The following is a 24,408-nucleotide window of genomic DNA, read 5'->3' on the forward strand; positions in this document are numbered from 1 at the left end:
GCGGTGGAAGCGCGGGGGTGGCTCACCGCAATCTGCCGACGACGAGGGCGTGATCCGAGGTGGGATGATACACGGAAGATGCGTCCTCGCTCCAGGTGTACCCCGCGATCTGCCCATCCTCGTCGGCGTAGAGGCGCATGACGCCCGCGCCTGCGCCGTCATGCCACGATCCGTCCGGATTTCGCCTGGTGTCGGTCTCCCCGTGGCCGGAGCTGCTCGAGTCGAGGATCTCGACCGCGTATTGTGCTGTTCCCGGCACGAGCGGCGCCGTCGGGGCGCGCGGCAGGGCGAGCGCGCGATCGCCAGCGCCCGGGAGGTGAGCAATCGCCGAGCCACGCGGCTACACGCGGCGTCGGGCCAGCTGCCAGAGGCTCGTGCCGCTCAGATCACCGAGGAATACGCCTGGATGTGGAGCACGGACCCGCCATGGGAAACTTGCCCTCGCGGCAGCTTCGCGGCGGCGCGTCCGACGACTTCCCGACAGATCGACGTCGTCCAGCCAGCTCGTCCCCGTAACTCAGGCGCAACAGGCGTGACAGGCCCAACGGGGGCCGCGGGGGCGCGCGCTGAGCTCCCGGTCAGAGCAGGGGGCTGAGCGGTACGCCGTCTGTCCCGCCGGACACGTCGCGTCAGCTCAGCGATCGTCGCTCGCCCGGAAGCTGTCCGGGTCGATCCCGTACCGCTTCAGCCAGCGGTGGATCTGCATGCGCTCCTTGCCCATCGCGCGCGCCACGGCCGCGATGTTGCCCTCGTGCTGCCGAAGGAGACCCAGGAGCGTATCGCGCCTGGCGTCGTCCTCGCTGCTCCGGGAAGCGGCGGCGCCGCCGAGGGCCTCCTGCAACTTCGACGGCAGGTGATCGAGCCCGATCTCTCGCTCGGCCCTGGCGAGCAGGATCGCCGAGGATACCGCCTTGTCCAGCTCGCGGACGTTTCCAGGCCACCTGTGCTGAAGGAGCGCCCGCACCGCGCGAGGGCGGATCCGGAGCTCCCCGGCGAGCTCTGGATCGGCGCGGCGCAGGAGCGCCGCGAGCAGGAAGCCGAGGTCCTCCCGTCGGGCGCGCAGCGGCGGCAGCTCGACGCGGTGCCCGGTGAGCCGATTCAGCAGATCCGCCCGGAACCTGCCGTCCTCGACCATCCGGTCGAGCGGCTGGTGCGTCGCCGCGACCACCCGCAGATCCACGCGGAGCGCGCGCGTGGCCCCCACCGGGCGCACCTCGCGCTCCTGGAGCACCCGCAGCAGGACGGCCTGCGCCTGCGCTGGCATATCGCCGATCTCGTCAAGGAAGAGCGTCCCGCGATCGGAGGCGCGCACGAGGCCGGGGGTGTCCGCCACCGCGCTGGTGAAGGCTCCCTTGCGATGCCCGAAGAGCTCGTCCTCGATGAGCTCGCGCGGCAGCGCCGCGCTGTTGACCGGGACAAACTCGCCGGTGCGGCCCGAGAGCTCGTGGATCGCCCGTGCCAAGAGCTCTTTGCCGGTCCCGTTCTCTCCCTCGACGAGCACCGGGACGGTCGACTGCGCGATCAGCGAGAGCCGCGCGAAGATCCGGCCGAGAGACGGCACCATGGTCGACAACCCGGGGACGGACGGCGGCAGGCTGGCGCCGTCGAGCAGCGAGGGTTCCCCCTCCTCGAGGGACACCGCCTCGCGGTAGATGAAGAAGGTGTAGCCGATCTCGATCACATCGCCGTCGACGAGCTCGGCGCGCGTCCGCTGGACGCCGTTGACGATACAACCGTTCCTGGAGCCGAGGTCCTCGAGCTCCCATTGCCTCGTGGACCGCCGGAGGACAGCGTGCCTCGACGACATCCGTTGATCCTCGGAGCGGACCTCGAGGATGCGGCGCGCGCCTTCGTCTCGGCGCAAGAAGGCTCGCGGCCGGCCCCGGCCGACGACCACCTCGTCGAAGCCGTGGAGAGACATGCGGGCTGGCGGTGCGAGCGGACGATGGCTCTCGAGCACGAGGTAGAGATGCGGGCTGCTCGGGCGCTCCGAGAGCTCACGGGACTCGGACGACGACGAGAGCGTGGTGCTGGTATCGCGAGCGCCGGGCACGAACCACTGCCTACCCAGTCGCGCTCACGCGGTCAATACGCGCGGGGGCATGTGCCGGGGCCGGTGCGCGGGGCGGCTGTCGCGGTCACGGAGCACCGGGCGCCAGACGGCGTATCCGCCGTCCGCCGGCTCTCGCCCGCAGCCGCGATCGCGATCTCGCCCCGCACGGACGCGAGAGGTACCACGCGAGCGGCAACCGTCCCACTCGGGTGAGCCGTCCCGGTCCATCTCTCCCCCTGGGCCGAGCTCCGTTGCACCGGCCGCAGCGCCCCGCGCCGCTGCGAGACCGCACCGGTGCCGCAGCGACACGCCTTTCACATGGCCGCGCCGCACCCCGGCCGCCCCGCCATCGTCCGCCCCCGGCGCGCCCCGGACGCGAGCCTCTCGGCCGCTTGGGGCGCGCGGCTCATCGTGAACGGCCTCTCGCCCCTCTCTCTCCCTGGGCCCCACCCCATCGCAGATGCATTGAGCCCCAGCGTTCAGCGAATCAAGTGTTGCTGGATTCCAGCGGGACGAGCTTCCGAGACCGATGCCTCACGACGCCGTCCCTCGCGGTCGCTGGCGCGCAGCGTCAGCCGCGAGGTGGCTGAGTCGATGACTCGGGGTCGCCATCAACGGGTGGACACTATCTGGCGGTGCCGGCCGAAGAGCTCTTGTGTCCTACATGAGCACATGAAAATGAATCAGCGCATCGGGAAATGTTCGAAGCATGTTGACGGATGCCGTGTATTGACAGTAAACATTGGATGCTAGGCTCGACCCGACCAGGTGCGATTCTCTTGCTGTACACGATCGACCTCCTCAACCGAATCTGCTCGGCCTGCGGAACGGCAACGTGGTAACCGTCAACCGAGGTACTTCATGCTCAGCAATGCTGCTCGTCTCCTGATGGTCTCTGCTGCTGCTTCTCTCGTCGCGCTCGGCGCCGCGCCCGCCGAGGCGTGTCAGGACATCGCCGATGAGGCGCTCGCTCTCGCCGCGGCTCAGACGCCGCTCGCCAGCGGCGCATCGCTCCTCACGCTCATCCAGAAGAATATCTGGGGAGTCAACAACACGGACCTCTCCTTGCTCTGGGGGTCATCCAGCCCGAGCTCCGCCGTTTACTACGACAACGCCGTCGATCTGATCGATGTCCCGGGCACTGACGCGGGCGATGATTTCACGCCGGTCTCGAGCGTCGCGGAGATCGCCCCGGGCGACGTCCTGGTGATCGACGCGACCGGCACCTACAGCGGGCACACCGCCATCGTCACGGGGCTGCCGCAGCAGATCACCGCGATCAACCCGAAGATCGGCACCTACACGCAATGGGCGTTGCCGATCGTCGACTCCACCACCTCGGTGCATGGGTGCAGCACCATCTATCCCGACGGCCGCTTCACCGCCTCGACGCCGGGCTCGTGCACCGGGACCTTCAGGGGCGGGGTGGGGACGGCCTTCATGCGTATCTACGCCGATGCGGCGACGGGAGCCCTGACCGGCCACACCTGGAGCGTCACCTCGGGCGGCACGTTCTACGCGCAGAGCGGGACGACTTACCCCGTGCGCTCCTTCGTGATCGCCAGGGTGCAATCCTGCCCCCTGCTCTGATCCGCCGCTGAGCGCCGCGCCGGCGCGCGCCTGCCGAGCGCCGGCGCGCGCCTGAGATCAAAGAGAGCTCTCGTCGCTCCGCGCCTCTCCAGCTCGGACGTCCCCGCCTCTCGCGGGCGCGGAGGACCTCTGGCTCACCGCATTCCCTGCTTCTGATCAGCCGCGGGCACGCGGCACAGCTGCGCGATGCCGCGGCCGCTCAGCCTCTCGCTCGTCAGCTCGAACTGCGGCACATACATGCAGAAGCGCCCGCTCTTCTGGGTCGCGATGCTCGCCCGGCGCGAGATCATGCCCTCGAGCTCCGAGCGCGTGACGGCGGTGTCCGTCTTCAGCGTGTCCGTGACCCGGAGCTCGGGCGTGTTCGGGCAGCTCATCGAGGCGGAGACGGTGAGGTTGGGCTTCACCCTCTCCTGGCCGCCGGCCCCTGGGCCTGCCTGGCCCCCGCCCTGCGCGCTGTCCGCCTGGCCGCCTTGGGCGCCGCCGGCCTGAGCGGCTGCATGGGCCTGGCTGTCGCCCTGAGCGCCGCCGGCCTGGCTGCCGCCTGGAGCACCGCCCGCCGGAGCCTGGCTACCGCCGGTGTCACGGCTGCGATCCTGAGCGCCGCCGGCCTGAGCCTGGCTGCCGCCGGCAGGGCCTTGCGCCGCGCCGCCGGTCTGGCCCTGCGCGCCCGCGCCGCCTCGCCCCTGAGGGCCGCCGCCCGGCTGAGCGCCCGAGGGCTGCTGCGACTTGCCCGCCGGAGCCGGGTCGATCCGGCCGTTCACGGAAGCGGTGTAGGTGCACCCTTCCTCGACTTTAAATGAGATCTGCTCCTTGAGCGTCATCGCCTTCTTCTGGCGTTGCCCCTGTTGCTGCTGCTGCTGCTGCTGTTGCGCGCGTTGCCCACCGCTCGCGCCAGGCTGGTCGCCCTGCTGCCGCGCGCCGCCCTGCTGCGCGCCGCCCTGCGCCGCCCCGCGGGCGCCGCCCTGGTGCGCGCTGCCGCCCTGCTGCTGCGCGCCGCCCTGGGCCGCTCCCGGCATGCCCGACTCGCGCTGTTGCGGCGGGCTGGTGCTGCCCGTCTGAGCGGCCGAGAGCGCCGGCGCGGCCGCGAGCACGCCCATGGCGAGCGCGAGATGAATGGACCGATTCGACTTCATATTACCCCCCCAGCGTAAAACCTGTTTCCGATCGTCTGCGTCACCACCTCGGGCCGACCGCCCGCCTAGGCGGCCCGCTCCCAGACCTTCCGCGACAGCGCGTCCTTGATCCACGCGAGGTGCCGCTGCTCATCGGCGTAATTGCGCTCGACGATGGCCCGCGCCTCGGTCGTGAGCGACTCGTTCAGCGCCCCCTGGTACTGCCGGTTCGTCAGCTCCTCGTTGCCGCGCATCGCGAGCAGCGCGCTCTGATCTCCGATGCTCGTGATCGCCGTGAACCCTTCGATGAGCTTGCCCTTGAGGTCGCGGCTCGCCGCCGGGGCGCCGCCGAGCGACGTCACGTGTGCGCTCAGATCCACCACGTGGCGCCCGTGATCGTCCCTGAACCTCGCGAGCATCTCCCTGGTCTGAGCGTGCTCGCACGCCTTGATGGCCTGGTCGTAAGCGGCGATCGCGTCGCGATCGAGCTGGATGAGATCGTTGAGCACCTCGATGACGTCTCTCGCCATGATCGACACTCCTTCCGGGGTCGCGCTCCGCGCGGACCCCCCCGCCGACCACCTTGGGCATTTGCGCGGGGACGCAAGCCGCGCGCGGGCTGTGCGCCGAGGCTGGCGCCGCCGTGGCCGCGCTCGGCTCGACGGCCCGCGATGAGCCGCGGCCGGCGGCGGTCGCGAGGGGCTGCCTGGCAACCCGTTCAGCCCGGCGGCCTCGACCTGGCACGGACCGTGAACCCCGTCGGGAAACCCTGACGACCTCCGCGGACCGGCGCGGCCAGCGCCGGCCACGCGGGGAGATGGGATGTGCCTATGAAACGCTCTTTTGGCTCCTCGATCCGCGCCGCGCTCGCGCTGCTCCTCGTCGCCGCCTCCGCGGCGTGCGCCGAGGGGCTCGCGAACGCGCCGAGCATCAACCGCGAATGGACCCCGGACGACCGCGAGCACGACGCCATCGCAAACGGCCCGCGCTCGTGCCCGAGAGAAGGCCCGGATCCGCTCGCGCCCCCCGGCGAGCAACGCGAGATCTGTCCCAAGGTCTCTCCGCCGACCCTGCCCAACCTCGCCGCCACGCCCTGACCGCCCGATCGAGGCCGTGCTCGCCACGACAACGGCAGAATGTCCCGGCTGAGGCGAACTGCCTCAACCCGTAGGAACGATCCTACGGCTCCGGCGCGCCGTCCTTCGCCGTGCAACCGGCCGCAGAGGGGCGGCTCCGCGGCTCGCCGGCGGGGCACTCGCGGAGCCCGGCGTCCGCGGAGGCGGGGATGGACCGGTCGGTCCGGCGATGCTGTGGCGCGATCGGGATCGTGACGGGCTCCTCGATGAGCTCCGGGGCGAGCGCGCCGCCTTCGGGGACGAGGCGCGGCTCGCCGGGCCTGCGATCCTCGGCCACCTTCCACGCGCGCGGCACCTCCCGCAGGCCGACGGGGTAGATGGTGAGCCCCTCTCGGTGGACGTGAATCCGCAAGAAGTTCTTGTAGTCCTCGATCTGGAGCGCCGAGAACGCCTCGTTGCCGTGGCGACGCGCCACGTTGAGCGAGATCAGGAGGTAGATGCCCATCAGCGTCGACCCGACCACGGCGCCGGTCACGCCGACGAAGAGCGTCACGCCGATGATGCTCCACATCGACTGGAGGTTCCGGACGTCGACGCCGAGCAGGGCGCCGCCGGCGTACGCGAGCCCCAGCGCGGCCCCGAGGTGCGCGAGCGCGTGGAGCGAGCCGGCGAGGCGGCGATACCAGGTCTTGTGCGTGTCGGTGAAGACGATGAACACGAGCAGGACGACGAGGACCCACGCGACGGCGCCTGGACCGGGGCGGGGCAGCGTCAGCGACGAGAGCATGTAGACGAACGCCGCGACGGGCCAGAAGCCGAGGTTGTACCGGGCGAACAAGAGGTTGCGCCAGGTGAGGCGGCGCGACTCGGACTCTGACGGAAAGGACGCCTTCAGGGTGTAGGGGCGCTGGTCCGCGCCCGCGCCGGAGCGGACCACGGCGACCGGCTCGCCGTGGGTCGGGTGGAGGAAGGCGCCGCCGCCGCCGGCGATGATGTTCTGCCGGCCGTCCGCGGACTCGTGGCGTCGATAGTGGTGCAGATCTCCGGCGATGCGCGCGACGACCTCGATCCCGGGCCGCGCGTCGGCGAGCTGCTTCTCGAAGAAGGCGAGGTTGCTCTGGAGATCGGGGTTGTAGATGGCGCCCTTCACCCAGTCGGGCTCGGCGGTGCAGAGGACCACGCGATCCCCGTCGCGCATGTCGTGCCTCGCCAGCTTGCAGAAATACTCGATCTGCGGCTGATCGATGTCGGACTCCAGCTGGATGTCCACGCCGAGCAGCCAGAAGCCGTTGGGGAGCCTCAGCGCGAAGTAGCTCCGCGACTGGAGCGTCTTCCACGCGCCGAGCGTGCGCTTCTGGCCGAAGAGGCGCATGAAGCTCATCAGCCCGTCGTACCAGTCGTGATTGCCCGGGATCGCGAACAGGTGAGGCGGCTCCTTCACGTCCGCCTTCGGGAGCGCGGCCGCGTAGGGCTCGACGAGGCGCGTCCAGTACGCCTGCCGCGTGGCCGAGGGATACACCTGGTCCCCGCCCATGATCAGCACGTCTCCGCGCCGCGTCTCCCGGCCGCCGAGCGAGAGCGTCGGCCGGGCGAGCAGGCTCGCGATCGCGTAGGTGGGGTTGAAGCCATCGCCCGTGTCCGCCACGTAGTCGATCCAGATCTCGTCGCGCGTGAGGCCGTTTCGGACGGCATAGTCGAAGGGCGGCTGCGGCCCCGCGATCGCCTCGATGAGCCGGAAATCGCCGCGCGCGCCGATCAGGCGGGAGACGGTCAGGTCGAGCGCGGCGCGGGCCAGCTGGAACGGGCTGTACCAGCTCGTCATGGTGCTCCGCTGGAGCGCCTCGAGCCGCTCGCGATCCCGGCGATCGGTCATCCATTCCCTCCCGTAGCGCAACGGTATCACCGCCGGAGCGCGGCGTCGCCTCCGCGCCGCGGGGCCGGATCGTGGTCAATCCCGCGCCGCGAGCTCACCGGGGATGCCGGACGACCCGGGAGGCCGCGCGGGGTGCGCGATCAGGCGCCGTCCTTGAGGCAGTTGGCGAGCTCGCTGAGGAGCTTGTCGGTCGCCTCCAGCCCGCTCGTGAAGACCTCGCCGTCCTTGGGCCGACGGGAGAGCCGCATGTCGGGCGAGATCCGGTAGGGCGAGCCCTTCGGCTGGACCAGCCGGAGCACCTTGGCGTGGTCGAGCGGGGTGTCCTCGCGCAGGTGCAGCGTGACCCCCTTGGCGCTCGCCTCGCACGCGAGCGCCTTCAGCCGGCGCAGCTCGGTCTTCAGCCGCATGAGGTGCACGAACCGGCGCGCCTCGATGGGCGGCGGGCCGAAGCGATCCTCCATCTCGACGGCGAGGTCCTGCACGTCCTCGGCCGAGCCGGCGCCGGCGAAGCGCTTGTAGAGGGAGAGGCGTACGCCTACGTCGGAGATGTACTCCTCGGGCAGGAGCGCATCGGCGTCGAAGGAGAGCTCGGTGTCGACGTCGTGGACCACGGGCTCGCCGCGGAGCTCGTGGACGGCCTCGTCGAGCATCTGGCAGAAGAGCTCGAAGCCGACCTGGGCGACGGTGCCGCTCTGCTCGGCGCCGAGGAGGTCGCCGGCGCCGCGCAGCTCCAGGTCGAGCGAGGCGATCTGGAAGCCGGAGCCGAGCTCGGTGTGGCGCTCGAGGGCCTCGATGCGGGCGCGGGCCTCGTCGGTCATGGCGTTCGGGGGCGGGACGATGAGGTAGCAGTAGGCCCGCTCCTTGGAGCGGCCGACGCGGCCGCGCAGCTGGTAGAGCTGCGAGAGGCCGAACATGTCGGCGCGGTCGATGAGGATGGTGTTGGCGCGGGGGATGTCGAGGCCGCTCTCGATGATGGCGGTGGCGCAGAGGACGTCGTAGCGCCCCTCGACGAAGTCGAGCATGGCCTGCTCGAGGTTCTGCTCGCTCATTTGGCCGTGCGCGACGCAGATGCGGGCGCTCGGGACGAGCTCGGCGAGGCGGGCGGCGCGCTCGTAGAGGCCCTCGACGCGGTTGTAGACGTAGAAGACCTGGCCGCCGCGGCCGAGCTCGCGGAGGACGGCCTCGCGGATGACGGCCTCGTCGTGGCGGGTAACCACGGTGCGGATGGCGCGGCGGTCGACCGGGGGGGTGGTGATGATCGACATGTCGCGGAGGCCGGAGACCGCCATCTGGAGGGTGCGGGGGATGGGGGTGGCCGAGAGCGTGAGGACGTCGACGTTGGTCTTGAGGGCCTTGATGCGCTCCTTGTGGGTGACGCCGAAGCGCTGCTCCTCGTCGACGACGAGCAGGCCGAGCCGCTTGAAGTGGATGTCCTTGGAGAGGAGGCGGTGCGTGCCGATGACGACGTCGACGCTGCCGTCACGGAGGCCGCGGGAGACCTCGTCCTGCTCCTGCTTGGTCTGGAAGCGGGACATGGCGCGGACCTCGATGGGGTAGGAGGCCATGCGGGACTTGAAGCTGAGGTAGTGCTGCTGCGCGAGCACCGTGGTTGGACAGAGGACGGCCACCTGCCTGCCGGCGTTGGCGGCGCGGAAGGCGGCGCGGATGGCAACCTCGGTCTTGCCGAAGCCGACGTCGCCGCAGACGAGGCGGTCCATGGGACGGCCGGACTCGAGGTCGGCCGCAACCTCGGTGATGGCCCGCGCCTGGTCGGGCGTCTCGTCGAAGGGGAAAGTCGCTTCGAAGGCACGGTAATCGTCGTCCGGAGACGGAATGGCCTCGGCCGTGGCCGCGCGGCGCTCGGCGTACAGGCGCAGGAGCTCGTCGGCCATCTTACGGACGCTCTTCTCGACCCGCGCCTTCGTCTTGGCAAAGGTCTGCCCGCCGAGCCGATCGAGCTTGGGGGCGCCTTCGCCGCCGCTGAATTTCTGGATCTGGTTGAGGCGGTAGACCGGCAGGTAGAGCTTGTCGCCGCCGGCGTACTCGACGGCGATGAGGTCGACCGTGGTTGCGCCGACCTGCTTGTGGACGAGGCCGAGGTACCGCCCGATGCCGTGCTCTACATGGACGACGTAATCGCCGACGTCCAGGTTGCGGAGGTCCTCAAGGAAAGCCTGCGCGGGCTTGGCGGCGGAAGCGGAGGCGCGAGCGGCGCGGCGGTGGGCCCGGGCTCCGAAGATTTCCTCTTCTGTGACCAGCGCTAGCCCCTCGGCCGGAGCGATGACGCCACGCGCAAGGGAGCCGGTGACGACGAGGGCGGTGTCGCGTGGGACGATCGAGCTGCTGCCGTCGAGGAACGCCGGGTCGAACGGACCGAGGTTGGCCTTCACCCGCACGTCTCGGTGGCGGAGCAGCGCAACCAGGCGCTCAACCTGGGTCTGTGCGCGCGCGGCGATTAGCACCCGTAGGCCCGCTTCTTGCCATGCGACGACGCGACGGACGAGGGGGTCCAGAGCGCCATGCTTGCCCCGTGAAGCGCGGGCCGCCTTGATGGCACGCTCGAGGTCCGACTGGTCCCGCGTGGCGATCGAGGGGGCATCCTCGGGGACGACCTCGAAGCGCTCCAGCGAGTCCTGACTTTCCACAGCGCCCTCAACCCCGGTGCGATGTAGCGCAACCACGGTGCGGTCCCCGAGCCACGACGCGACGTGCGCCTCGTCCTCGTAGAAGGCGCCGAGCGGGAAGTGCGGTTCGCGATCCTTGTGGCTCCGGTCGGCGGCGGCGCGACCGAGCTCGTCGCGCAGGGCGGCGGTGAGGGAGGCCGGATCCTCGAGAACGACGAGCGCGTCGCCGGGCAGGTACGAGCTGAAGGCGGCGAGGTCGATGTACGCCGGCAAATAGCCCTCCGCCCCGAAGAAGGCACGGCCGCTGGCAACGTCGTCGACCAAGGCGCGCGCCTTGGTCGAGGGGAAGTCGATTGTGTCGCACGCGGTACGGACGCGCTGGCGGGCGCGCTCGACATTGCCTGGCGTAAGGATCGCCTCGCGGGCCGGCGGCAGCCAGACCTCCTTCACGTCGGCGACCGTGCGCTGATCGTCGGGGTTGAAGGTCTTGATCGACGCGATGACGTCGCCGTAAAAATCGATGCGCACGGGCAGCTCGGCCGAGGGCGCCCAGACATCGAGGAGGGCACCGCGCACCGCGAAGGAGCCAGGGTCCTCCACGAGGGGGCTGCGCACGTAGCCAGCGGCGCCGAGGCGGGCGGAGAGCGCGTCGCGATCCATCTCCTGCTCGGCGATGACGAGCTCGGCGTGATCGGTGACCTCGTCCTTGGGAACGACCTTGCGGGCGAGTGCGGCGACGGGGCAGACGAGGACCGACCACGGCAGGTCCATGCCGAGGTGGAAGAGCGTGGCGAGGCGGGTCTGGGCGCCGCGGCGGTCCGGGTTGACGTCCGCGTAGGGGCTGGCCTCGTTGGGCACGTAGAGGAGGACGCGACCAGAGGCCGTGGAGCCGGTGGCCTCGGCGTCGTCGGCGTTTCGGTCGGCGAGCAGGAACGAGGCGTCTGCTGCCAGGGCGCGGGCGCTGTCGACGTCAGGGGTGAGGGCGACGATGCGGCGGCCGGCGGCCGCTGCCACGAGGCGACGGATGACGAGCGCGCCGGCCGAGCCGGCTGAGCCCGTCACGTGGAACGTGCCAGGCGGCGCTGCGGCGAGCTCCGCGGCGAGATCGCGGGGGGTGACGATCCGGCGGTCCGAGGGGAGGTCGAACGACGGGAGCGGCTCGTGGTCGGCCGGCGTGGAGGCGGGAGGGCCGCTGGTGGAGGTGTCGTTCGAGGCGGTGTCGTCGAGGCCGCCTGAGAGCTCGCTGAGGGTAGCGGTGAGTGGGGAGCTTGCGGGGGAGAGGAGGGAGCGCTCGGAGGGCATCGGCGCAGCGCGGTCTAGCATGGGCGGCGCCATCCGACCCGACCGGGCGCTATCTGCAGCCCCGGACCGCCCCGGATCGGCTCCGCGACCCGGAGCGCATCCCCGAGAACCCCGACCGCCCTTGCGGATCCAGCACGGGCCCGACCGCGAGCGGACCCGGACCGCGCGGTCCTGACCGTGGTTGCGGCGGCGGCGGCGGACCGTGGTTGCGGCGGCGGCGGCGCGGCGGCGGCGACGCAGTGGCGGCGCACGCGGACACGACCGTGGTTGCGCAACTGCGACCAGACCGACCCGACCGTGATTGTGCAGTCCTCGGTCCCATCCGATCGCGCGCACAGGCGCAGTCCGGTCCTCCTCTGCCGCAGTTGCGCTTCCTCCGTGGTTGCGCCGGTCCTTCATCCATAGAGTACGTCAATGCGCTCCAGCTCATGGCCGTGCGACGGGAGAGGGAGCACCCGTGACCGACGCTTCCTCCTCGTTGATGTTGAGGTATGATCACCCTGTCTATGCTTCAGCGAGCTCGCCGCGAGCGACGCTAACCCCGTGGAACACACGCATCCACCATGTCCCGATGGGGAAAATTGTATCGCGTACACCAGCGCGCCATTGTTCAAGTGATCTGCGATATGCGGTGCGGAAGGCGTACATCGCGGCGATAGCATTGTTTCGCGCATCTGTTTGTCCGCGCCCAACCGCGAATGTTGGGTTGAGGCCACGGATCGGTTCGATGGTTGTTGCGCGTTTGTAAGGGGAGATCTTGCCTGCTCGTGCACGCCCGAGGAAGCTAAGTCCCTGTTGTTTCAGGGTGGCACGAGCCTGCTTTTCGTGCAGATCGATCTGTACTGTGACCTCGCGCCTAAACCGCTCGGCGTCGCTGTCCGCGATCATGGGCGGAAGTGTGATTGGTACGGTGGCTTCCTCGGTCCACTCGGGATTCTTCGGATTGAAGTAAATCTCAGGGCGTCGGGCGCGCAGTGTGCCGCAGCCGAGTTCGCGGACGAGCACTTTTGCGCCTGGCCATTCGTGAGCATGCTCGACGAGGCCGGCAATCGCCGGATTGGCAAGTGTGTAGGCGATCTTCTCCACCAACGCATCCCTTGTTGATAAGTGTACTACGCTCGTCGCCTCATGGTCCCATATTGGACCTTCCCAGGCTCGCAGGATTTTTGCTCCGAGCGCGACAATGCGGTGGAACCGCTGGAGGAAGCGTGGAAGCTCGCCACGCGTATCTGTGACAACAAGATGAAGATGGGTGGACATCACACAGAGTGCGTGCACGAGGACTCCATAGCGTTGTGCCGAGACCGCCAGGCTATAGACCACGAGTCGTGTGATGGCGGAATCGGGTCGGAGGAGGAAGTGCCGTCGCAGGACCCGGCGCGTGAGAAGGTAAGTAGCGCCAGGGAGGATCGCTCGGGGCTGACTCATGTTCGTGGGCCATACCAAGAGTCGTGCCACGCTGCGAAAGCGGCTGATTCGGACGATGTTGACGCTCCTCGGGTGGCGGCCGCCACCCTCTCCGCCACGTCTCGCCAGTGGAGCAACGATCTCGTCGATCGGTAGGTGTGGTTGACCTAACAAATTTGAAAGCGGGGAGATGTGAGAGATATTACTTTGTTTGAGGATCCGAAGGTCGAGAGATCCGAGATCCATAGATTCGTCTCAACGTGGTTCGAGATTCATCTCAACGTGGTTCGAGGCCATCGCCGCCCGCCCGAACGGACCGTGGTTGCGATTCGGCCCACTCCACCAACGGACCGTGGTTGCGACCGCCCCGGCGCGCGACCGCCTAACCGACCGTGGTTGCGGCCGCCCGTGGATGCGGCCGCACGCGACCGAACCGACCGTGGTTGCGACCGAAGCGCGTCACGCCCGGGTTCTCGTAAAGCGGACTCCGGACATACCGGTTCCGGTACGAGCGGGCCTGGCCGCCCTCGACCGCGATGCCTGGGCCATCCCATCGCCGGCGAATGCGTTGGGCGACCATCCGGTCCGCGGCTTGACCCGTTGCGACCATACCAGCCCAACAGCTCGCTCGGGATCTTTCCGAGCACCTCGCGCGGCTCCACGGTCCCCTCCTCGGAGACCGGTGCGTTGTTGCCCAGCAGGTGAATGGGCGGACGGACGCCTGATGCGGTCGTCATGAGCTCTCTCCCGTGTTGTTGCCAGCAGCCCCGACGTTTTTCCTTGCCAGGCTTGTTCTCTCGGCCCCCCTCAGCCGCCCGCCGGCGGTGCCTCGCAGCTGCGTCGCCGCCCAGGCCACCGCCTCCACGGCGCTGCAGATGCGCCAGCGACCTCGAATCTCGACCGGTCGTGACCCCTGCCAGGGACGCGTGAGCCGGACGGCGCGCAGCGCAGCGGAGGAAAGCGAGGTGCGACGGCGTCTCGCGCGTCGCGCCGTGACGAGCGCCGCGTCGCCTCGCGCTCTCCGCTACAGGCGGATCCCGCCGCCCAGCGACGCCCCCCACACGGTGGCCCCTCGCTGCCCGGCGAGGCCGAACGGCGCATCCACGTTGACCACGCCCTGCGCGCGCACAAAGACCGCCTCGAACTCCGCGTGCGCGTACAGGGCCGCCGACCACTGCGAGAAATTGCGCCCTGCGAGGGGCGCCGACTGCGCGAGCATCTGCACCCGCAGCCCCGGCGTCACCGGCCCGAGCCGCAAGCCCGCGTGCGCGGCGGCCACGATCGCGAGCCGCGATGGAGTGGAGTTCACCGAGACGAGCACCGCAGGATCCAGCTCGGCGCCGAGCACCACGCGCGCCAAGAGCTCCGCCCGGCTGCGGAGCAGGAGCGCGATCGGGATCGCGTTCGGCGCCCACATCCAGGGGTCCGCGAACCCGCGCGCCGCGCTCGCGACCGCGTAGTTGTACTCGACCTCCGTGTTCGCCGGGATCGTCCCAGGGAACGTCGTGAGCGGCGGCGCAGCCCCGAGCCCCGCATGGATCGATCGCCCTCGCCCCTCGATCAGCGCCGCCTGCAGCGTCACGAACGGATTCCCGAACCGGAACGACGAGCGCCGCGCTTCGCCCTCCACCTGGAACGTGGTCCAGGCCGCGGTCACATCCAGGGTCGCGCTCAGCCACCCGTTCAGGCGAGCGCCCGCCGCGACTTGCGGGGCGACGTGCGCCGTCGCCTGCTCGCCGTCCTGCGGCGAGGCCGAAAAGACGCCGTAAAGCGCGACATACCCGCGGTCCTCCGGCCGCATCGGCATGTCGCCCACGCCCTGCGCCCGAGCAGGCGCCGCGGCCAGCGCGCCGGCCGCGACCGCGGCGAGCGCGAGCGCCCGCCCTCGCCCCCTCACTTCGTCCTCCGGAACTTCTGCACGCCGCGACCCGTCAGGCTGGTCACGTAGACGCTCCCGTCCCGACCCACCGCGATCCCGTGCCCCCAGTCGATCTCCCCGGGGCCATCCCCCGAGGTTCCCCACCGGTCCACGATCTCCCCACCGAGGTTGAGCCGCAGCACATGCCCCCGCGGCCGCTCCGGATCCTGGTCGCCACCGTCGACCACGTAGACATGCCGATCGGGCCCGAAGGCGATCGCCCATGGCCGCCCCAGCGCGGCGCTCTTCCACTGCGCGAGGTAGCCGCCGTCCGCGCTGAAGACCTGCACGCGCGCGTTCTCCCGGTCCGCCACATAGACCCGCCCCTCGTCGTCCGTGGCGATCCCGTGCGGCGTATCGAACTGCCCCCGCCCGAAGCCCTTCTCCCCCCACTCCGACAGGAGCTCGCCGCCCGCGGAGAAGCGCGCGATGCGAGCGTGGTTGTAGCCGTCCGCCACGTAGACGTCGCCGTCCAGGCCGAAGGCGACGTTCGTCGGCCGATCGAGCTGCTCCGGGCTCGCCGCGCACCCGAGCCCCGCGAGCGACGCCAAGAGCCACACGCCGCTCCTCTTCTTCACGGCACCTCGCCGAGGGTCATGACCACCTTCCCCTCCGCCGTCAGCTTGAACACCCGGTTCTGCTCGGAGTCCGTGACCCACACGAAGCCATCCCTGTCGACCTCGATCCCGTGCGGATAGACGAACAACCCCTCACCCCATGCGTCGAGCAGCTCCCCCGTCTCCGGATCGAAGACCAGGATGGTCGCCTCCCCGATCGGCGCGTCGTTGCCCGACGCGCGCCCAGCCGCATGGCTCACCAGCACGCGCCCGCGCCCGTCCACCGCCACGTCGAGCGCTGGCCCGAACACCATCCCCTCGGGGACGCGCGGCCACCCGTCCACCACCTCGTACGGCCCCACCGGCGCGTCGTCCGCCGCCGGCGGCCGCGACGTGCACGCCCCCGAGAGCCCGCCCGCCGCGAGCGCGAGCCCCACCGCGAGCGCGCGCCCCCCGCGGCGCGCCCCGGAAGCCGCCGCCTCAGCGCAAAGCAATCCCATATCCATTCGGCATAACAGTGTTATGCTGCGCGCGTCAACGGGCGAAGCACGGACGTGGCAGGATCGCGGGCATGGGTGTGACGGACGCCGATGAGCCGGTGGAGCGCGTGTTCCAGGCGCTCTGCGAGGGTCGGCTGGCGCGCGACGATCTCACCGCCCGCAAGATCGCCGCGTTCCTCGGCCAGACGACGATGGTGCTGTACCACCACTTCGGCTCGCTCGACGGGTTCCTCATCCGCGTCGACGGCGCCGGCTGGCGGCGGCTCGCGGGGCTCCTCGAGGCGCGGGCGCGCGCCGGCGCCGACGCGCGGTCGCTCGCCGTCGCGTATGTCGAGTTCGCGCTGCGCCACCCGGACCTCTACTGGCTGATGGCCGAGCGCCGCTTCGACCGCGCCCGCCTGCGCGAGGAGGGGCGCCTGCGGCTCGCGCGCCCGCTGTGGAGCGGCTTCGTCGAGCTCCTGCGCCGCTACGGCAGCGCGCGGCCGGCGGAGGACACCCACGTGCTCTTCGCGGGCCTCCACGGCATCGCGATGCTCGCGCTGAGCGGGCGCGCCAACCTCGGTGAGGCTCCCGCTCCGGACGAGGAGGTGGCGTTCGCCGCGGCGCGACGGCTCGCGGACCTCGTGCTCCCCGCCCGCCCCCCGGAGCCGCCCGCACCGCCGCCGATCGGCGACCGGGGCCCGCGGCGCAGCGCCTGATCCGGTCCACCCCCAGGCGCCCGCCGGCGGCCGAGGGCGCGCGCCATGCTCCGCGCGCGACGCCCGGCGCGCCCGGCTCGCCGCACGGGAAGAACAGGAAAGGGCGTCGAGGCAGGCCTTCGCGCCGGGCGCATCGGCCCCGCCGACGGGCGGCGTGCGTCGGCGTTGCCCGAGAACGACCGCAGCGCATCGGGCCGCTTCGCTGGACGGGCCGTGCCATGTGGGGGAAATCGGCACGTCCTGCGAGCTCGCGGCATCGATCTCCGTTCGGAGGTGCTTATGCGCGCGCGACGCAGGATCGCTTTGTGGCTCGGCGGGGGATTGCTCGCCGCCGGCGCGGGTTGCGGCAGCGACGAACCGGCGGCGCCCGCCGCAGCTCGGCTCGCGATCGCCGCGGGCGAGGACCGCGACGTGCACGCGCCCGACGCGCTCGGCCCCCAGAGCCAGGCGGCGATCGCCGCGAACGCGGACGCGAGCATCCTCGTCGTGACCTACACCGATCCGCGCGGCGCGCTCGCGAGCCCGATCCGCCTGTCCGGCGTCGCGCGCTCCACCGATCGGGGGAGGTCCTTCGACGAGGTGCTCGACCCGAGCGGCGAGCGCGGGCTGCCCTCGGCCCCAGGCGGACAGGTGCTCGGCGACCCCCGCGTCGTCCACGATCCGAGCCGCGACGTGTTCATCAGCGCCTCCACCTACGTTCGCCCCGCCGACGGCGTCCAGGGCCTCTGCATCCACGGATCGAGCCCCGGCAGCGCGGCCGGGACCTCGTGGTCCGCGCCGGTGGAGGTCGCTCCCGCGTTCGTCGCGGGGGAGGGCGCCGAGCAGGCCTCCATCGACGTCGACGCGGCGACCGGGCGCCTGTCCGTCACCTGGGTCCAGCGCGGCGGCGCGTCGCCCAGGATCCTCTACAGCCACTCCGACGATCTCGGCCAGACCTGGTCGCCCGCGGCCGTGCTCGCGCAGGCGCCGGCCGGCGGCGACCTCGACGGGCCGAGCGCGCGCATCCTCGCCGGGGCCGTGGATCGAGAGTCCATCGTCTATGCCGTCTTCCGCTCCATCGAGCCGGGGACCTCGCTGCGCAACATCGGATGCCGCCGCTCGACCGACGGCGGCGCCACCTGGGAACCGCTCGTCCTCCTCGACGCGGCCGGCTACCCCCCGGAAGACCAGGTCCTCGGCGTGGACCACGCGAGGAGCTCCCCGTCGATCGACGTCGACCAGGCCACGGGCCGCGTCTACGTGGTCTATCCGCGGAGCGGCGACCGGGGGACGGGCGACATCGCCCTGCGCTCCTTCACGGAGGAGTGCGCCGCCGGCGACGCCGTCCTCCTCAACAGCGATCCCGGGCGCGACCGGGCCCAGCTCTTCCCCTTCGTCGCCGTCGACCGAACGACGGGCACCGCGCACGTCGTCTACTACGACCAGGATGTCGCCGGCACGGGCGATCTGACCGAGATCATGCACACCGCGTCGAGCGATCAAGGCGCCTCCTTCAGCCCCCCTGGGCCGATCTCGGACCACCCCTTTCACGCGGGCCACGGCAACGACGTCTCCCGGCCGAACCTGGGCGATCGCATCGGCGGCGTGGCGCTCGCCGGCGAGCTCTACAGCGTCTTCGGCATGACGGCCGAAAAGCCGCGGTTCGATGAGGGACAGCCGACGTCGACCTCCATGATCGCGCCGAACGTCCACCTCGACGCCCTCGACGAGTTCGCGCGCGTCCCGCCGCTGCGCGCCGCGCGCACCCGGATCGCGGACACGGCGTGCGGCGCGCTCGCGAACGAGCGCGTCGATCCTGGGGAGCTCATCGAGGTCGGCGTCTACCTCGAGAACTACGTCGCGAACCCCGTCTCGGGCAGCACCACCGTCTCCGGGATCACGGCCACGCTCGAGACGGAGACGCCCGCCGTGACGGTCGCGCGGGCGAGCGCGACCTACCCCGACATCGAGCCGCTCCGCGTCGCCGCGAGCGACGCGCCGTTCCTCGTCGTCACGGCGCGGGACTTCACCCCTGGCGCGCCGATCGATCTGACGCTCACGGTGAGCTCCGCGCAGGGCACGATCGAGCTGCCCATCCAGCTCGAAACGGGCGTGCCCGGCGACGCGGAGATCCTCCTTGAGGAGGATTTCGACGCCGCGAGCCCGCCCGCGCTCCCGTCGGGCTGGCAGTCGGTGCGCGAGGGCGGGGCGGCCTCCGCGTCGCCGTGGATCGTCGCGCAGACGCTGACGTCCGGCAACAACGCCGCGTTTCACGATGAGGAGCCGGCGACGTCGCACGTCGCGCTGGTGTCTCCCGCGGTGACGATCCCGGAGCGCTCCGGGGAATCGCACGTCACGCTCGACTTCGATCTCACCTACGAGCTGGAGGACGATCCGCAACGGCTCGTCGAGGCGTTCGACGGGCTGACCTTGCGCGTGGAGGATCTCACGGCCGGCGCCGCGCCGCGCGCGGTCCTGGCCGAGGCGTTCGCCGAGCAGATCTTGACGGGCGCGAGCCACCATTTCCCCAAGCACCTTCCCGCCAGGGACGACCCGGGATACTTCGGCGATCAGTCGGTCTGGTCGGGGAGCTCCGGCGGGAGCAAGCGCGTGTCGATCCGCTTCCCTGGCGCGGGGCTGGTCGGGCGGACCGTCCAGCTCCGGTTCGACTACACGCAGGACGATACCCTCGTCTGCACGGATATCGGGCGCCCCGGGCCGTGCGGCGTCGCGATCGACAACGTCGTGCTCGCGGCGGTGCCGGTCGCGACCGGGGCCTGCGGGGCGGATCTGGCGCTCACGCTGACCGACGCGCCGGATCCCGTGTCGCCCGGCGCGCAGTTCGTCGCGACGATCGGCGTCTCCAACCAGGGGCCGGGCGACGCGAGCGACGTGGTCGTGACGTACGTCCTGCCGCCCGGGGCGAGCTTCGTCGGCGCCTCTGGGACCGACTGGACGTGCAGGCTGGCCACCGAGGGGCTCGTGTGCCGGCGCGCGTCGCTCGCGGCGCTGGAGAGCTCGTCGATCGCGGTCACCCTGACCGCGCCCGCGCTCACGCCGCCCGCGGTCGCCCTCGAGATCGACAGCACGGCGAAGGTCACCGCGCGAGAGCACGATCCGGCGCCGGAGAACAACCAGGGCGTGGCGAAGACGAACGTCTCCGTGCCGACGCGCCTGATCGCCTACCTGACCGTGCTCAGCGAGCGCAAAGCCGGCGACGACGTCTCCTATGCGTTGCTCATCAACAACAAGGGCGGTCGCGCGCAGCCCGACAACGCGGGGTTCGAGTTCGTGGATGTGCTCCCGCCGGAGCTCCTGCTCGAGGGCGCGGTCGCGGAGGAGGGCGCGATCACGTCCGATCCCGCCACCAACACGATCGGCTGGGACGGCGTCATCGCGCCCGGGGAGTGGATGTTCATCACGATAGAAGCGACGCTCCGGCCTCGCACCGAGGGGCTCGTCGTGAGGAACCAGGGGAAGCTCTTCTTCGACGCCGACTCGGATGGGGTCAACGAGTCGAGCGTGCTGACCGACGAGCCCCTGTTCGCCGGCGCGGCCGATCCGACGGTCTTCACGGTGCGGCCCGCGATCTGCGGAGACGGCGTGCTCGGGCGGGGCGAGTCGTGCGACGACGGCAACCGGCTCGACGGGGACTGCTGCTCGGCGCGGTGCACCGCCGAGCCCACGACGCTGCTCTGCCGCGTTTCGAGCTCGCCCTGCGATCCCGGGGAGTACTGCGACGGCGCAGGGCGCTGCCCGGCGGACGTGACCCTGCCGGACGGGGACCTCTGCGACGATTTCGACGTCTGCAACGGCATCGAGCTGTGCTTCCAGGGGGCTTGCGTGGGCGACATCCCCCTCGACTGCGACGATGGGGATCCAACGACCACGGACGAGTGCCACCCTCGCTTCGGCTGCCGCAATCTACCGATCTCGGATCCGGGCGCCTCCGGCGCGGGCGCCGGGGGCGGCTCGGGCGGCGGCAATGTCGGCGGTGGGCGCGACGCGGCGGGCGGCGGCGCAGGCGAGGGCGGTGACGCAGGGCAGGGGGGCGACGCGGGCGGCGGCGCAGGAGCGAGCGGAGGCGGCGCAGGAGCGAGCGGCGGCGGCGGTGCAGGCGAGGGCGGCGGCGCAGGGCAGGGGGGCGGCGCAGGAGCGAGCGGTGGCGCAGGCGAGGGCGGCGGAGCGGGCGAGGGCGGCGGCGCAGGGCAGGGGGGCGATGCGAGCGGCGGGGGCGCCGTCGGCGGCGCTGGCAGCGCAGGAGAGGGGGGTGGCGGCACGGCCGCAGCCGGGGGCGAGGGGGCTGCCGGGGAGGGCGGCGCCGCGGCGAGCGGAGCTGGCGGCGGCGCCGGCGGAGGCCGGGAGGCGGCAGGCGGGGCAGGGGGAGGGGATCACGCCGGCGGAGGAGCGCCCTCAGACGAATGCAGCTGCTGCTTCAACATCAACATCAACTGCGCGGTCGCCGCCGTGGGCGGCGAGGCAGGGCGCGCGCCGGGCCCGTCCCGCGCGCTCGCGCTCTACGGTCTCCTCCTCGCGCTCGGCAGCGCGCGCCGCGCCCGCCGCGCCCGCCGCGATTGACGGCGGCGTCGGCGCGCGCCGGCCCGAGCGCGGATGCTCGATCACCGGTAGAGGAAGACGCCCTTCAGGTCCTCGGTCTGCGAGATGGGCGTACCGCCCTTCTTCGAGGTGGCCCTGAACTGGTAGATCATCCCAGGCATCAGCGCCGGACCGTCGTACTCGACAGAGACGTTCTCGCTCCCCGACACCCTGGGCACCTCGAGGTTCTCCCAGATCTTCGCCCCGAGCGCGTCGAACAGCGTCACCTCGTAGAGATCTTCGCTGGAGTCGTCCTCGAAGACGAACGTCGGTGTCCCGCTCACCTCCTCGAGCGAGCTCGCGCCGGGCGAGGCGACGGCGAGCGCGCCCGTCACCTTGAACGACTCCTGCACCGGCAGATCCTCGCCGGAGACCTTGATGCGCACGATCTCGGTCCCGCCGATCGACGTGTCGGGATCCCGCACGAGCGCGTCGTTCTCGAAGGCGGCGAGGATGACGTACTCGCCGTCGGGCACCCCGTCGATCGAGAACTCGCCGGTCACGTCGCCCTGCCGGAGCCCGCGCGGCGTCTCGCCGCGGGCGGTCATCTCGTCGAACGTATCGGCCACGACCAGGATGACCGAGGTCGCGCTCCCGCCGGGCGCGTTCACGATCTCGACCTTGCCGCTCACGACCGCCGTGGCCGCTCCGGTCTCGTGCAGATCCACGCCGGCCGTCTCCTTGCCCGCGCCGACGGTCGCGCTCGCCGTGTCGAGCGCGAGGCCGGCGCCGTAGCCCTTCACCGTGACCTCGCCCGCGGGCACGTTGAAGATCGTGTAGCTGCCGTCGAGATCGGCCGCGCCGGTGGCGCCGCCCGCGACGAGCAGCGTCCCGCCGGGCTGGTCGGCGCGGACGACCCCGGAGATGGAGCCGAGCCCGTCGCTGTCGGGCAGCGGCAACAGCGCGACCTCGGTGGCCGCCGACGCGATCCCGAGCGGCTTGCCCGACGCGGTCGAGAGGTCGATGGGCAACGCGACCCGCGGCGCCTTCGGGAAGGTCTCGTAAGCGAGCGCGTCGGCGCGCAGCGTGACGACGGTCTCGACCGGCGCCCCGCTGGCGTCGCGCCGCGCGGGCACCGCGAGCTCGTAGCTGCCGTCGGCGCCGGTGACGGCGACCCGGGAGATCACGGCGTCGTTCGCGTCCCGGGCGAGCACGCGCGCGCCGGCGATGCCCTTGTCGTCGAGCGAGTCGTAGACGCGGCCCTTCAGGGTCACCGGATCGAAGCAGGCGGGCTCGGCGCCCTCCACCTCCTCGCACACCTGCGGCGCGGTGCACCCCGTCTGCTCGGCCACCGAGCAGCGCTTCGGCTGATCCTCGTCGTCGCCGCCACACCCCATCCCCAGCGAGGCGCAGAGCATCCCAACAGCCATCGAGCGCATCCTCATCGACTCGTCTCCTTTCAAACGATGTTTCGTCGCCGCAGACACAATGTCTCAGCTCGCGGGCGGTCAGCGCTGCGTCCCCCCCAAGCTCGTCTCCACCTCGCACGGACGCAATACACCACGGAGGCGCTGTGGGCACAGAGGAGAGTTGTAACAAACCTCCGTGTCTTCAGCGCTCTTCAGGGCTCCCTCCCTGGCCTGGAATCCAGGGAGAGCTCGCGCTTATCGGTGCTACTTCACGATGGGCTGGCAGCAGCCCGTGATGCAGTAGTAATCGGCGGTACAAGGCTCCTGGCCGGCGAGCCCGCACGGCTGGACTCCCGGCGCGCACTGGCCGCCCGGGTCGCCGCCGCCGCTCCCTGCGGCGCCGCCGCCGGCCCCGTCGCCGCCGCTGCCGGCCGCGCCGCCGCCGGTCCCTCCGCCGCCGGCGCCGGTGCCGGTCTCGAAGCAGTCGGCGGGCAGCGTGTCCTTGCCGAGGCACAGCTCGCAGCGGCCGCAATCGTTGAGGCAGGCGTCCACGGGCGTGCACGGCTCGCAGCGGCTCGGGTCGGAGATGCCGTCGCGCGAGCACGAGCCTTGGCCGGTGCCGTCGGCGTCGGAGCCGAGCCAGACGTAGAGGCCGCTGCCCGCGGGCAGCTCGCAGCAGCCGAAGCAGTCGCAGCCGTTCGGCGTGAGCGGACCGCAGACATCGTGGCAGGCATCGGACTGCTCCATCTTGAGCTGGCTGCAGCTCCTGCCCTGGGCGCCCGGCGTCGATGCCGCTGGGTCGTACGCGCACATCGTCCCGTTGATCGACTCGGGGTGATAGTCGGGCGCGACCTCGTTCGGATCGCATTGATGGTTCCAGTGGCAATCGTCGTTGCCGGACCCGGAGTCCTGGTCGAAGTAGCAATCGACGGTGCACGCCGGCCCTGCCTGCCCGGGGATCCCGCCGTAGTAGCTGTCCTCGGTGTTGTCGCACGCGCCGAGGCAGTCCGGGTCCTGCGCGTCGAGGAGCCCATCCCCGTCGTTGTCGACGAGATCCCCGCACTGGTACATCTTGCCCTGGCACGTGACGGTGGTCGTCGGGGTCGGGATGACGCCGCCGCCCGCGCCGCCGGTGCCCGCCCCGGCCCCGCCGCCGCCGCCGCTGGCGCTGCCGCCGCCGCTGCCCCCGCCGCTGGCGCTGCCGCCGCTCGCGGCGCCGCCGCCGCTGTCGCCCGCGCCCGCGCCGCCGGACGGGGCGGCGCCATCGACGACGCCATCGCTACAGCCGGCGCCGAACGTGAGCCCGAACAGGGTGGTCAGCAACGAAAGAGAGAGCGGGAGAGCTAGGCGCATGGTGTCTCCAAAGGTGGCTCCAGACGACCCACCCGCAGCGCGGCTGCGGAGCGAGCGTGCCGGCGCGTTCAGTCGGAGCAGTTACATCGCCGCGCAGCCACGGCTCAGAAAAATGCTCGGATCGGAGAGGCGGCCGAGCCCGCCCGGAACCGTCGTGGGGTCATGACCCACCCCGTGCTTGCGGCAATTCCCAGGCAGCCACCGAGCGAGCGCTCGCGTCGTTCGTTCTTCCTGGTCGTGCGATGAGGAGGAATTGGGACCCACCGAGGCACAGAGGACACAGAGTTTCTCTGTCCTCTCCTCTGCGCCTCTGTGCCTCGGTGGGTCCCTCTCTCATCCAACCGGGATAGGATCGAACGCTATGGTCTTGGTCTAATTCGACGCCGACCGCCCTCACGTCCGGCTGACCGTGCTGCCGCGC

General features: G+C 71.2%; 16 protein-coding genes. 4 read left to right on the forward strand and 12 right to left on the reverse strand.

All coding sequences use genetic code 11. The features are described from left to right. Nucleotides 1-22: 22 nt before the first annotated feature. Both WMF26_RS15635 and WMF26_RS15640 read right to left on the reverse strand, forming a co-directional pair. A complete protein-coding gene (locus WMF26_RS15635) occupies nucleotides 23-259 on the reverse strand; it encodes a hypothetical protein (RefSeq protein WP_438000965.1) in 237 nt (78 codons plus the stop codon). 375 nt (nucleotides 260-634) lie between these two features. Next, nucleotides 635-2,053, reverse strand: coding sequence for a sigma 54-interacting transcriptional regulator (locus tag WMF26_RS15640; protein ID WP_438000966.1), 1,419 nt, complete (start codon nucleotides 2,051-2,053; stop codon nucleotides 635-637). Between the two features lie 861 nt (nucleotides 2,054-2,914). On the opposite strand from WMF26_RS15640, the gene WMF26_RS15645 reads away from it, so the two are divergent. Beyond that, on the forward strand, nucleotides 2,915-3,643 hold the full coding sequence (locus WMF26_RS15645) for a hypothetical protein (RefSeq protein ID WP_438000967.1): 729 nt from the start codon (nucleotides 2,915-2,917) through the stop codon (nucleotides 3,641-3,643). Between the two features lie 134 nt (nucleotides 3,644-3,777). Here WMF26_RS15645 and WMF26_RS15650 read toward each other — a convergent pair whose 3' ends face one another. Together WMF26_RS15650 and WMF26_RS15655 are read right to left on the reverse strand one after the other, a co-directional pair. Continuing rightward, complete coding sequence (locus WMF26_RS15650; RefSeq protein ID WP_438000968.1) at nucleotides 3,778-4,776, reverse strand: hypothetical protein; 999 nt, start codon at nucleotides 4,774-4,776, stop codon at nucleotides 3,778-3,780. A gap of 65 nt (nucleotides 4,777-4,841) precedes the next feature. After that, entirely contained in the window at nucleotides 4,842-5,285 is a 444-nt protein-coding gene (locus WMF26_RS15655) for a PA2169 family four-helix-bundle protein (protein ID WP_438000969.1), read from the reverse strand. A gap of 300 nt (nucleotides 5,286-5,585) precedes the next feature. Between WMF26_RS15655 and WMF26_RS15660 the strand changes: the two genes are divergently transcribed. Then, nucleotides 5,586-5,852, forward strand: coding sequence for a hypothetical protein (locus WMF26_RS15660; RefSeq protein WP_061627755.1), 267 nt, complete (start codon nucleotides 5,586-5,588; stop codon nucleotides 5,850-5,852). A gap of 82 nt (nucleotides 5,853-5,934) precedes the next feature. On the opposite strand, the gene WMF26_RS15665 is transcribed toward WMF26_RS15660, so the two are convergent. The 6 genes from WMF26_RS15665 to WMF26_RS15690 all read right to left on the reverse strand — a co-directional run bounded on the left by WMF26_RS15665 (nucleotide 5,935) and on the right by WMF26_RS15690 (nucleotide 16,006). After that, nucleotides 5,935-7,704, reverse strand: a complete 1,770-nt coding sequence (locus WMF26_RS15665) for a metallophosphoesterase (protein ID WP_438000970.1) — start codon at nucleotides 7,702-7,704, stop codon at nucleotides 5,935-5,937. 140 nt (nucleotides 7,705-7,844) lie between these two features. Further along, a complete protein-coding gene (gene mfd, locus WMF26_RS15670; protein ID WP_438000971.1) occupies nucleotides 7,845-11,651 on the reverse strand; it encodes a transcription-repair coupling factor in 3,807 nt (1,268 codons plus the stop codon). Nucleotides 11,652-12,134: 483 nt separating this feature from the next. Continuing rightward, on the reverse strand, nucleotides 12,135-13,058 hold the full coding sequence (locus WMF26_RS15675; protein ID WP_438002412.1) for a transposase: 924 nt from the start codon (nucleotides 13,056-13,058) through the stop codon (nucleotides 12,135-12,137). A 1,003-nt stretch (nucleotides 13,059-14,061) separates the two neighbouring features. Further along, nucleotides 14,062-14,934: a hypothetical protein gene (locus tag WMF26_RS15680; RefSeq protein WP_438000972.1), complete on the reverse strand. Its 873-nt coding sequence runs from the start codon at nucleotides 14,932-14,934 to the stop codon at nucleotides 14,062-14,064. Continuing rightward, the gene (locus tag WMF26_RS15685) at nucleotides 14,931-15,533 is read right to left on the reverse strand and encodes a hypothetical protein (RefSeq protein WP_438000973.1); all 603 of its coding nucleotides are present in this window, start codon (nucleotides 15,531-15,533) and stop codon (nucleotides 14,931-14,933) included. Before WMF26_RS15685 ends, WMF26_RS15680 begins: the two co-directional genes overlap by 4 nt. Further along, complete coding sequence (locus WMF26_RS15690; RefSeq protein ID WP_437337815.1) at nucleotides 15,530-16,006, reverse strand: hypothetical protein; 477 nt, start codon at nucleotides 16,004-16,006, stop codon at nucleotides 15,530-15,532. The genes WMF26_RS15685 and WMF26_RS15690 overlap by 4 nt, the downstream gene beginning before the upstream one ends. 77 nt (nucleotides 16,007-16,083) lie before the next feature. Here WMF26_RS15690 and WMF26_RS15695 point away from each other — a divergent pair, with 77 nt between their 5' ends. Continuing rightward, a complete protein-coding gene (locus tag WMF26_RS15695) occupies nucleotides 16,084-16,710 on the forward strand; it encodes a TetR-like C-terminal domain-containing protein (RefSeq protein ID WP_061627749.1) in 627 nt (208 codons plus the stop codon). Between the two features lie 279 nt (nucleotides 16,711-16,989). Next, on the forward strand, nucleotides 16,990-21,267 hold the full coding sequence (locus WMF26_RS15700) for a hypothetical protein (RefSeq protein WP_438000974.1): 4,278 nt from the start codon (nucleotides 16,990-16,992) through the stop codon (nucleotides 21,265-21,267). Between the two features lie 41 nt (nucleotides 21,268-21,308). On the opposite strand, the gene WMF26_RS15705 is transcribed toward WMF26_RS15700, so the two are convergent. Continuing rightward, the gene (locus WMF26_RS15705; protein WP_438000975.1) at nucleotides 21,309-22,655 is read right to left on the reverse strand and encodes a hypothetical protein; all 1,347 of its coding nucleotides are present in this window, start codon (nucleotides 22,653-22,655) and stop codon (nucleotides 21,309-21,311) included. A 243-nt stretch (nucleotides 22,656-22,898) separates the two neighbouring features. Next, entirely contained in the window at nucleotides 22,899-23,987 is a 1,089-nt protein-coding gene (locus tag WMF26_RS15710) for a hypothetical protein (protein ID WP_438000976.1), read from the reverse strand. Nucleotides 23,988-24,408 lie beyond the last annotated feature (421 nt).

It is taken from the genome of Sorangium sp. So ce185 (assembly GCF_051526825.1).
In the GTDB taxonomy this organism is placed as follows: Bacteria; Myxococcota_A; Polyangia; order Polyangiales; family Polyangiaceae; genus Sorangium; species Sorangium cellulosum_D.

Bases quoted from the DNA above. Each gene is read 5' to 3' on its own strand.
- WMF26_RS15645 (WP_438000967.1), top strand. From the start codon at position 2,915: ATGCTCAGCAATGCTGCTCGTCTCCTGATGGTCTCTGCTGCTGCTTCT.
- WMF26_RS15650 (WP_438000968.1), bottom strand. From the start codon at position 4,776: ATGAAGTCGAATCGGTCCATTCATCTCGCGCTCGCCATGGGCGTGCTC.
- WMF26_RS15655 (WP_438000969.1), bottom strand. From the start codon at position 5,285: ATGGCGAGAGACGTCATCGAGGTGCTCAACGATCTCATCCAGCTCGAT.
- WMF26_RS15660 (WP_061627755.1), top strand. From the start codon at position 5,586: ATGAAACGCTCTTTTGGCTCCTCGATCCGCGCCGCGCTCGCGCTGCTC.
- WMF26_RS15665 (WP_438000970.1), bottom strand. From the start codon at position 7,704: ATGACCGATCGCCGGGATCGCGAGCGGCTCGAGGCGCTCCAGCGGAGC.
- mfd (WP_438000971.1), bottom strand. From the start codon at position 11,651: ATGCTAGACCGCGCTGCGCCGATGCCCTCCGAGCGCTCCCTCCTCTCC.
- WMF26_RS15675 (WP_438002412.1), bottom strand. From the start codon at position 13,058: ATGAGTCAGCCCCGAGCGATCCTCCCTGGCGCTACTTACCTTCTCACG.
- WMF26_RS15695 (WP_061627749.1), top strand. From the start codon at position 16,084: ATGGGTGTGACGGACGCCGATGAGCCGGTGGAGCGCGTGTTCCAGGCG.
- WMF26_RS15700 (WP_438000974.1), top strand. From the start codon at position 16,990: ATGCGCGCGCGACGCAGGATCGCTTTGTGGCTCGGCGGGGGATTGCTC.
- WMF26_RS15705 (WP_438000975.1), bottom strand. From the start codon at position 22,655: ATGGCTGTTGGGATGCTCTGCGCCTCGCTGGGGATGGGGTGTGGCGGC.
- WMF26_RS15710 (WP_438000976.1), bottom strand. From the start codon at position 23,987: ATGCGCCTAGCTCTCCCGCTCTCTCTTTCGTTGCTGACCACCCTGTTC.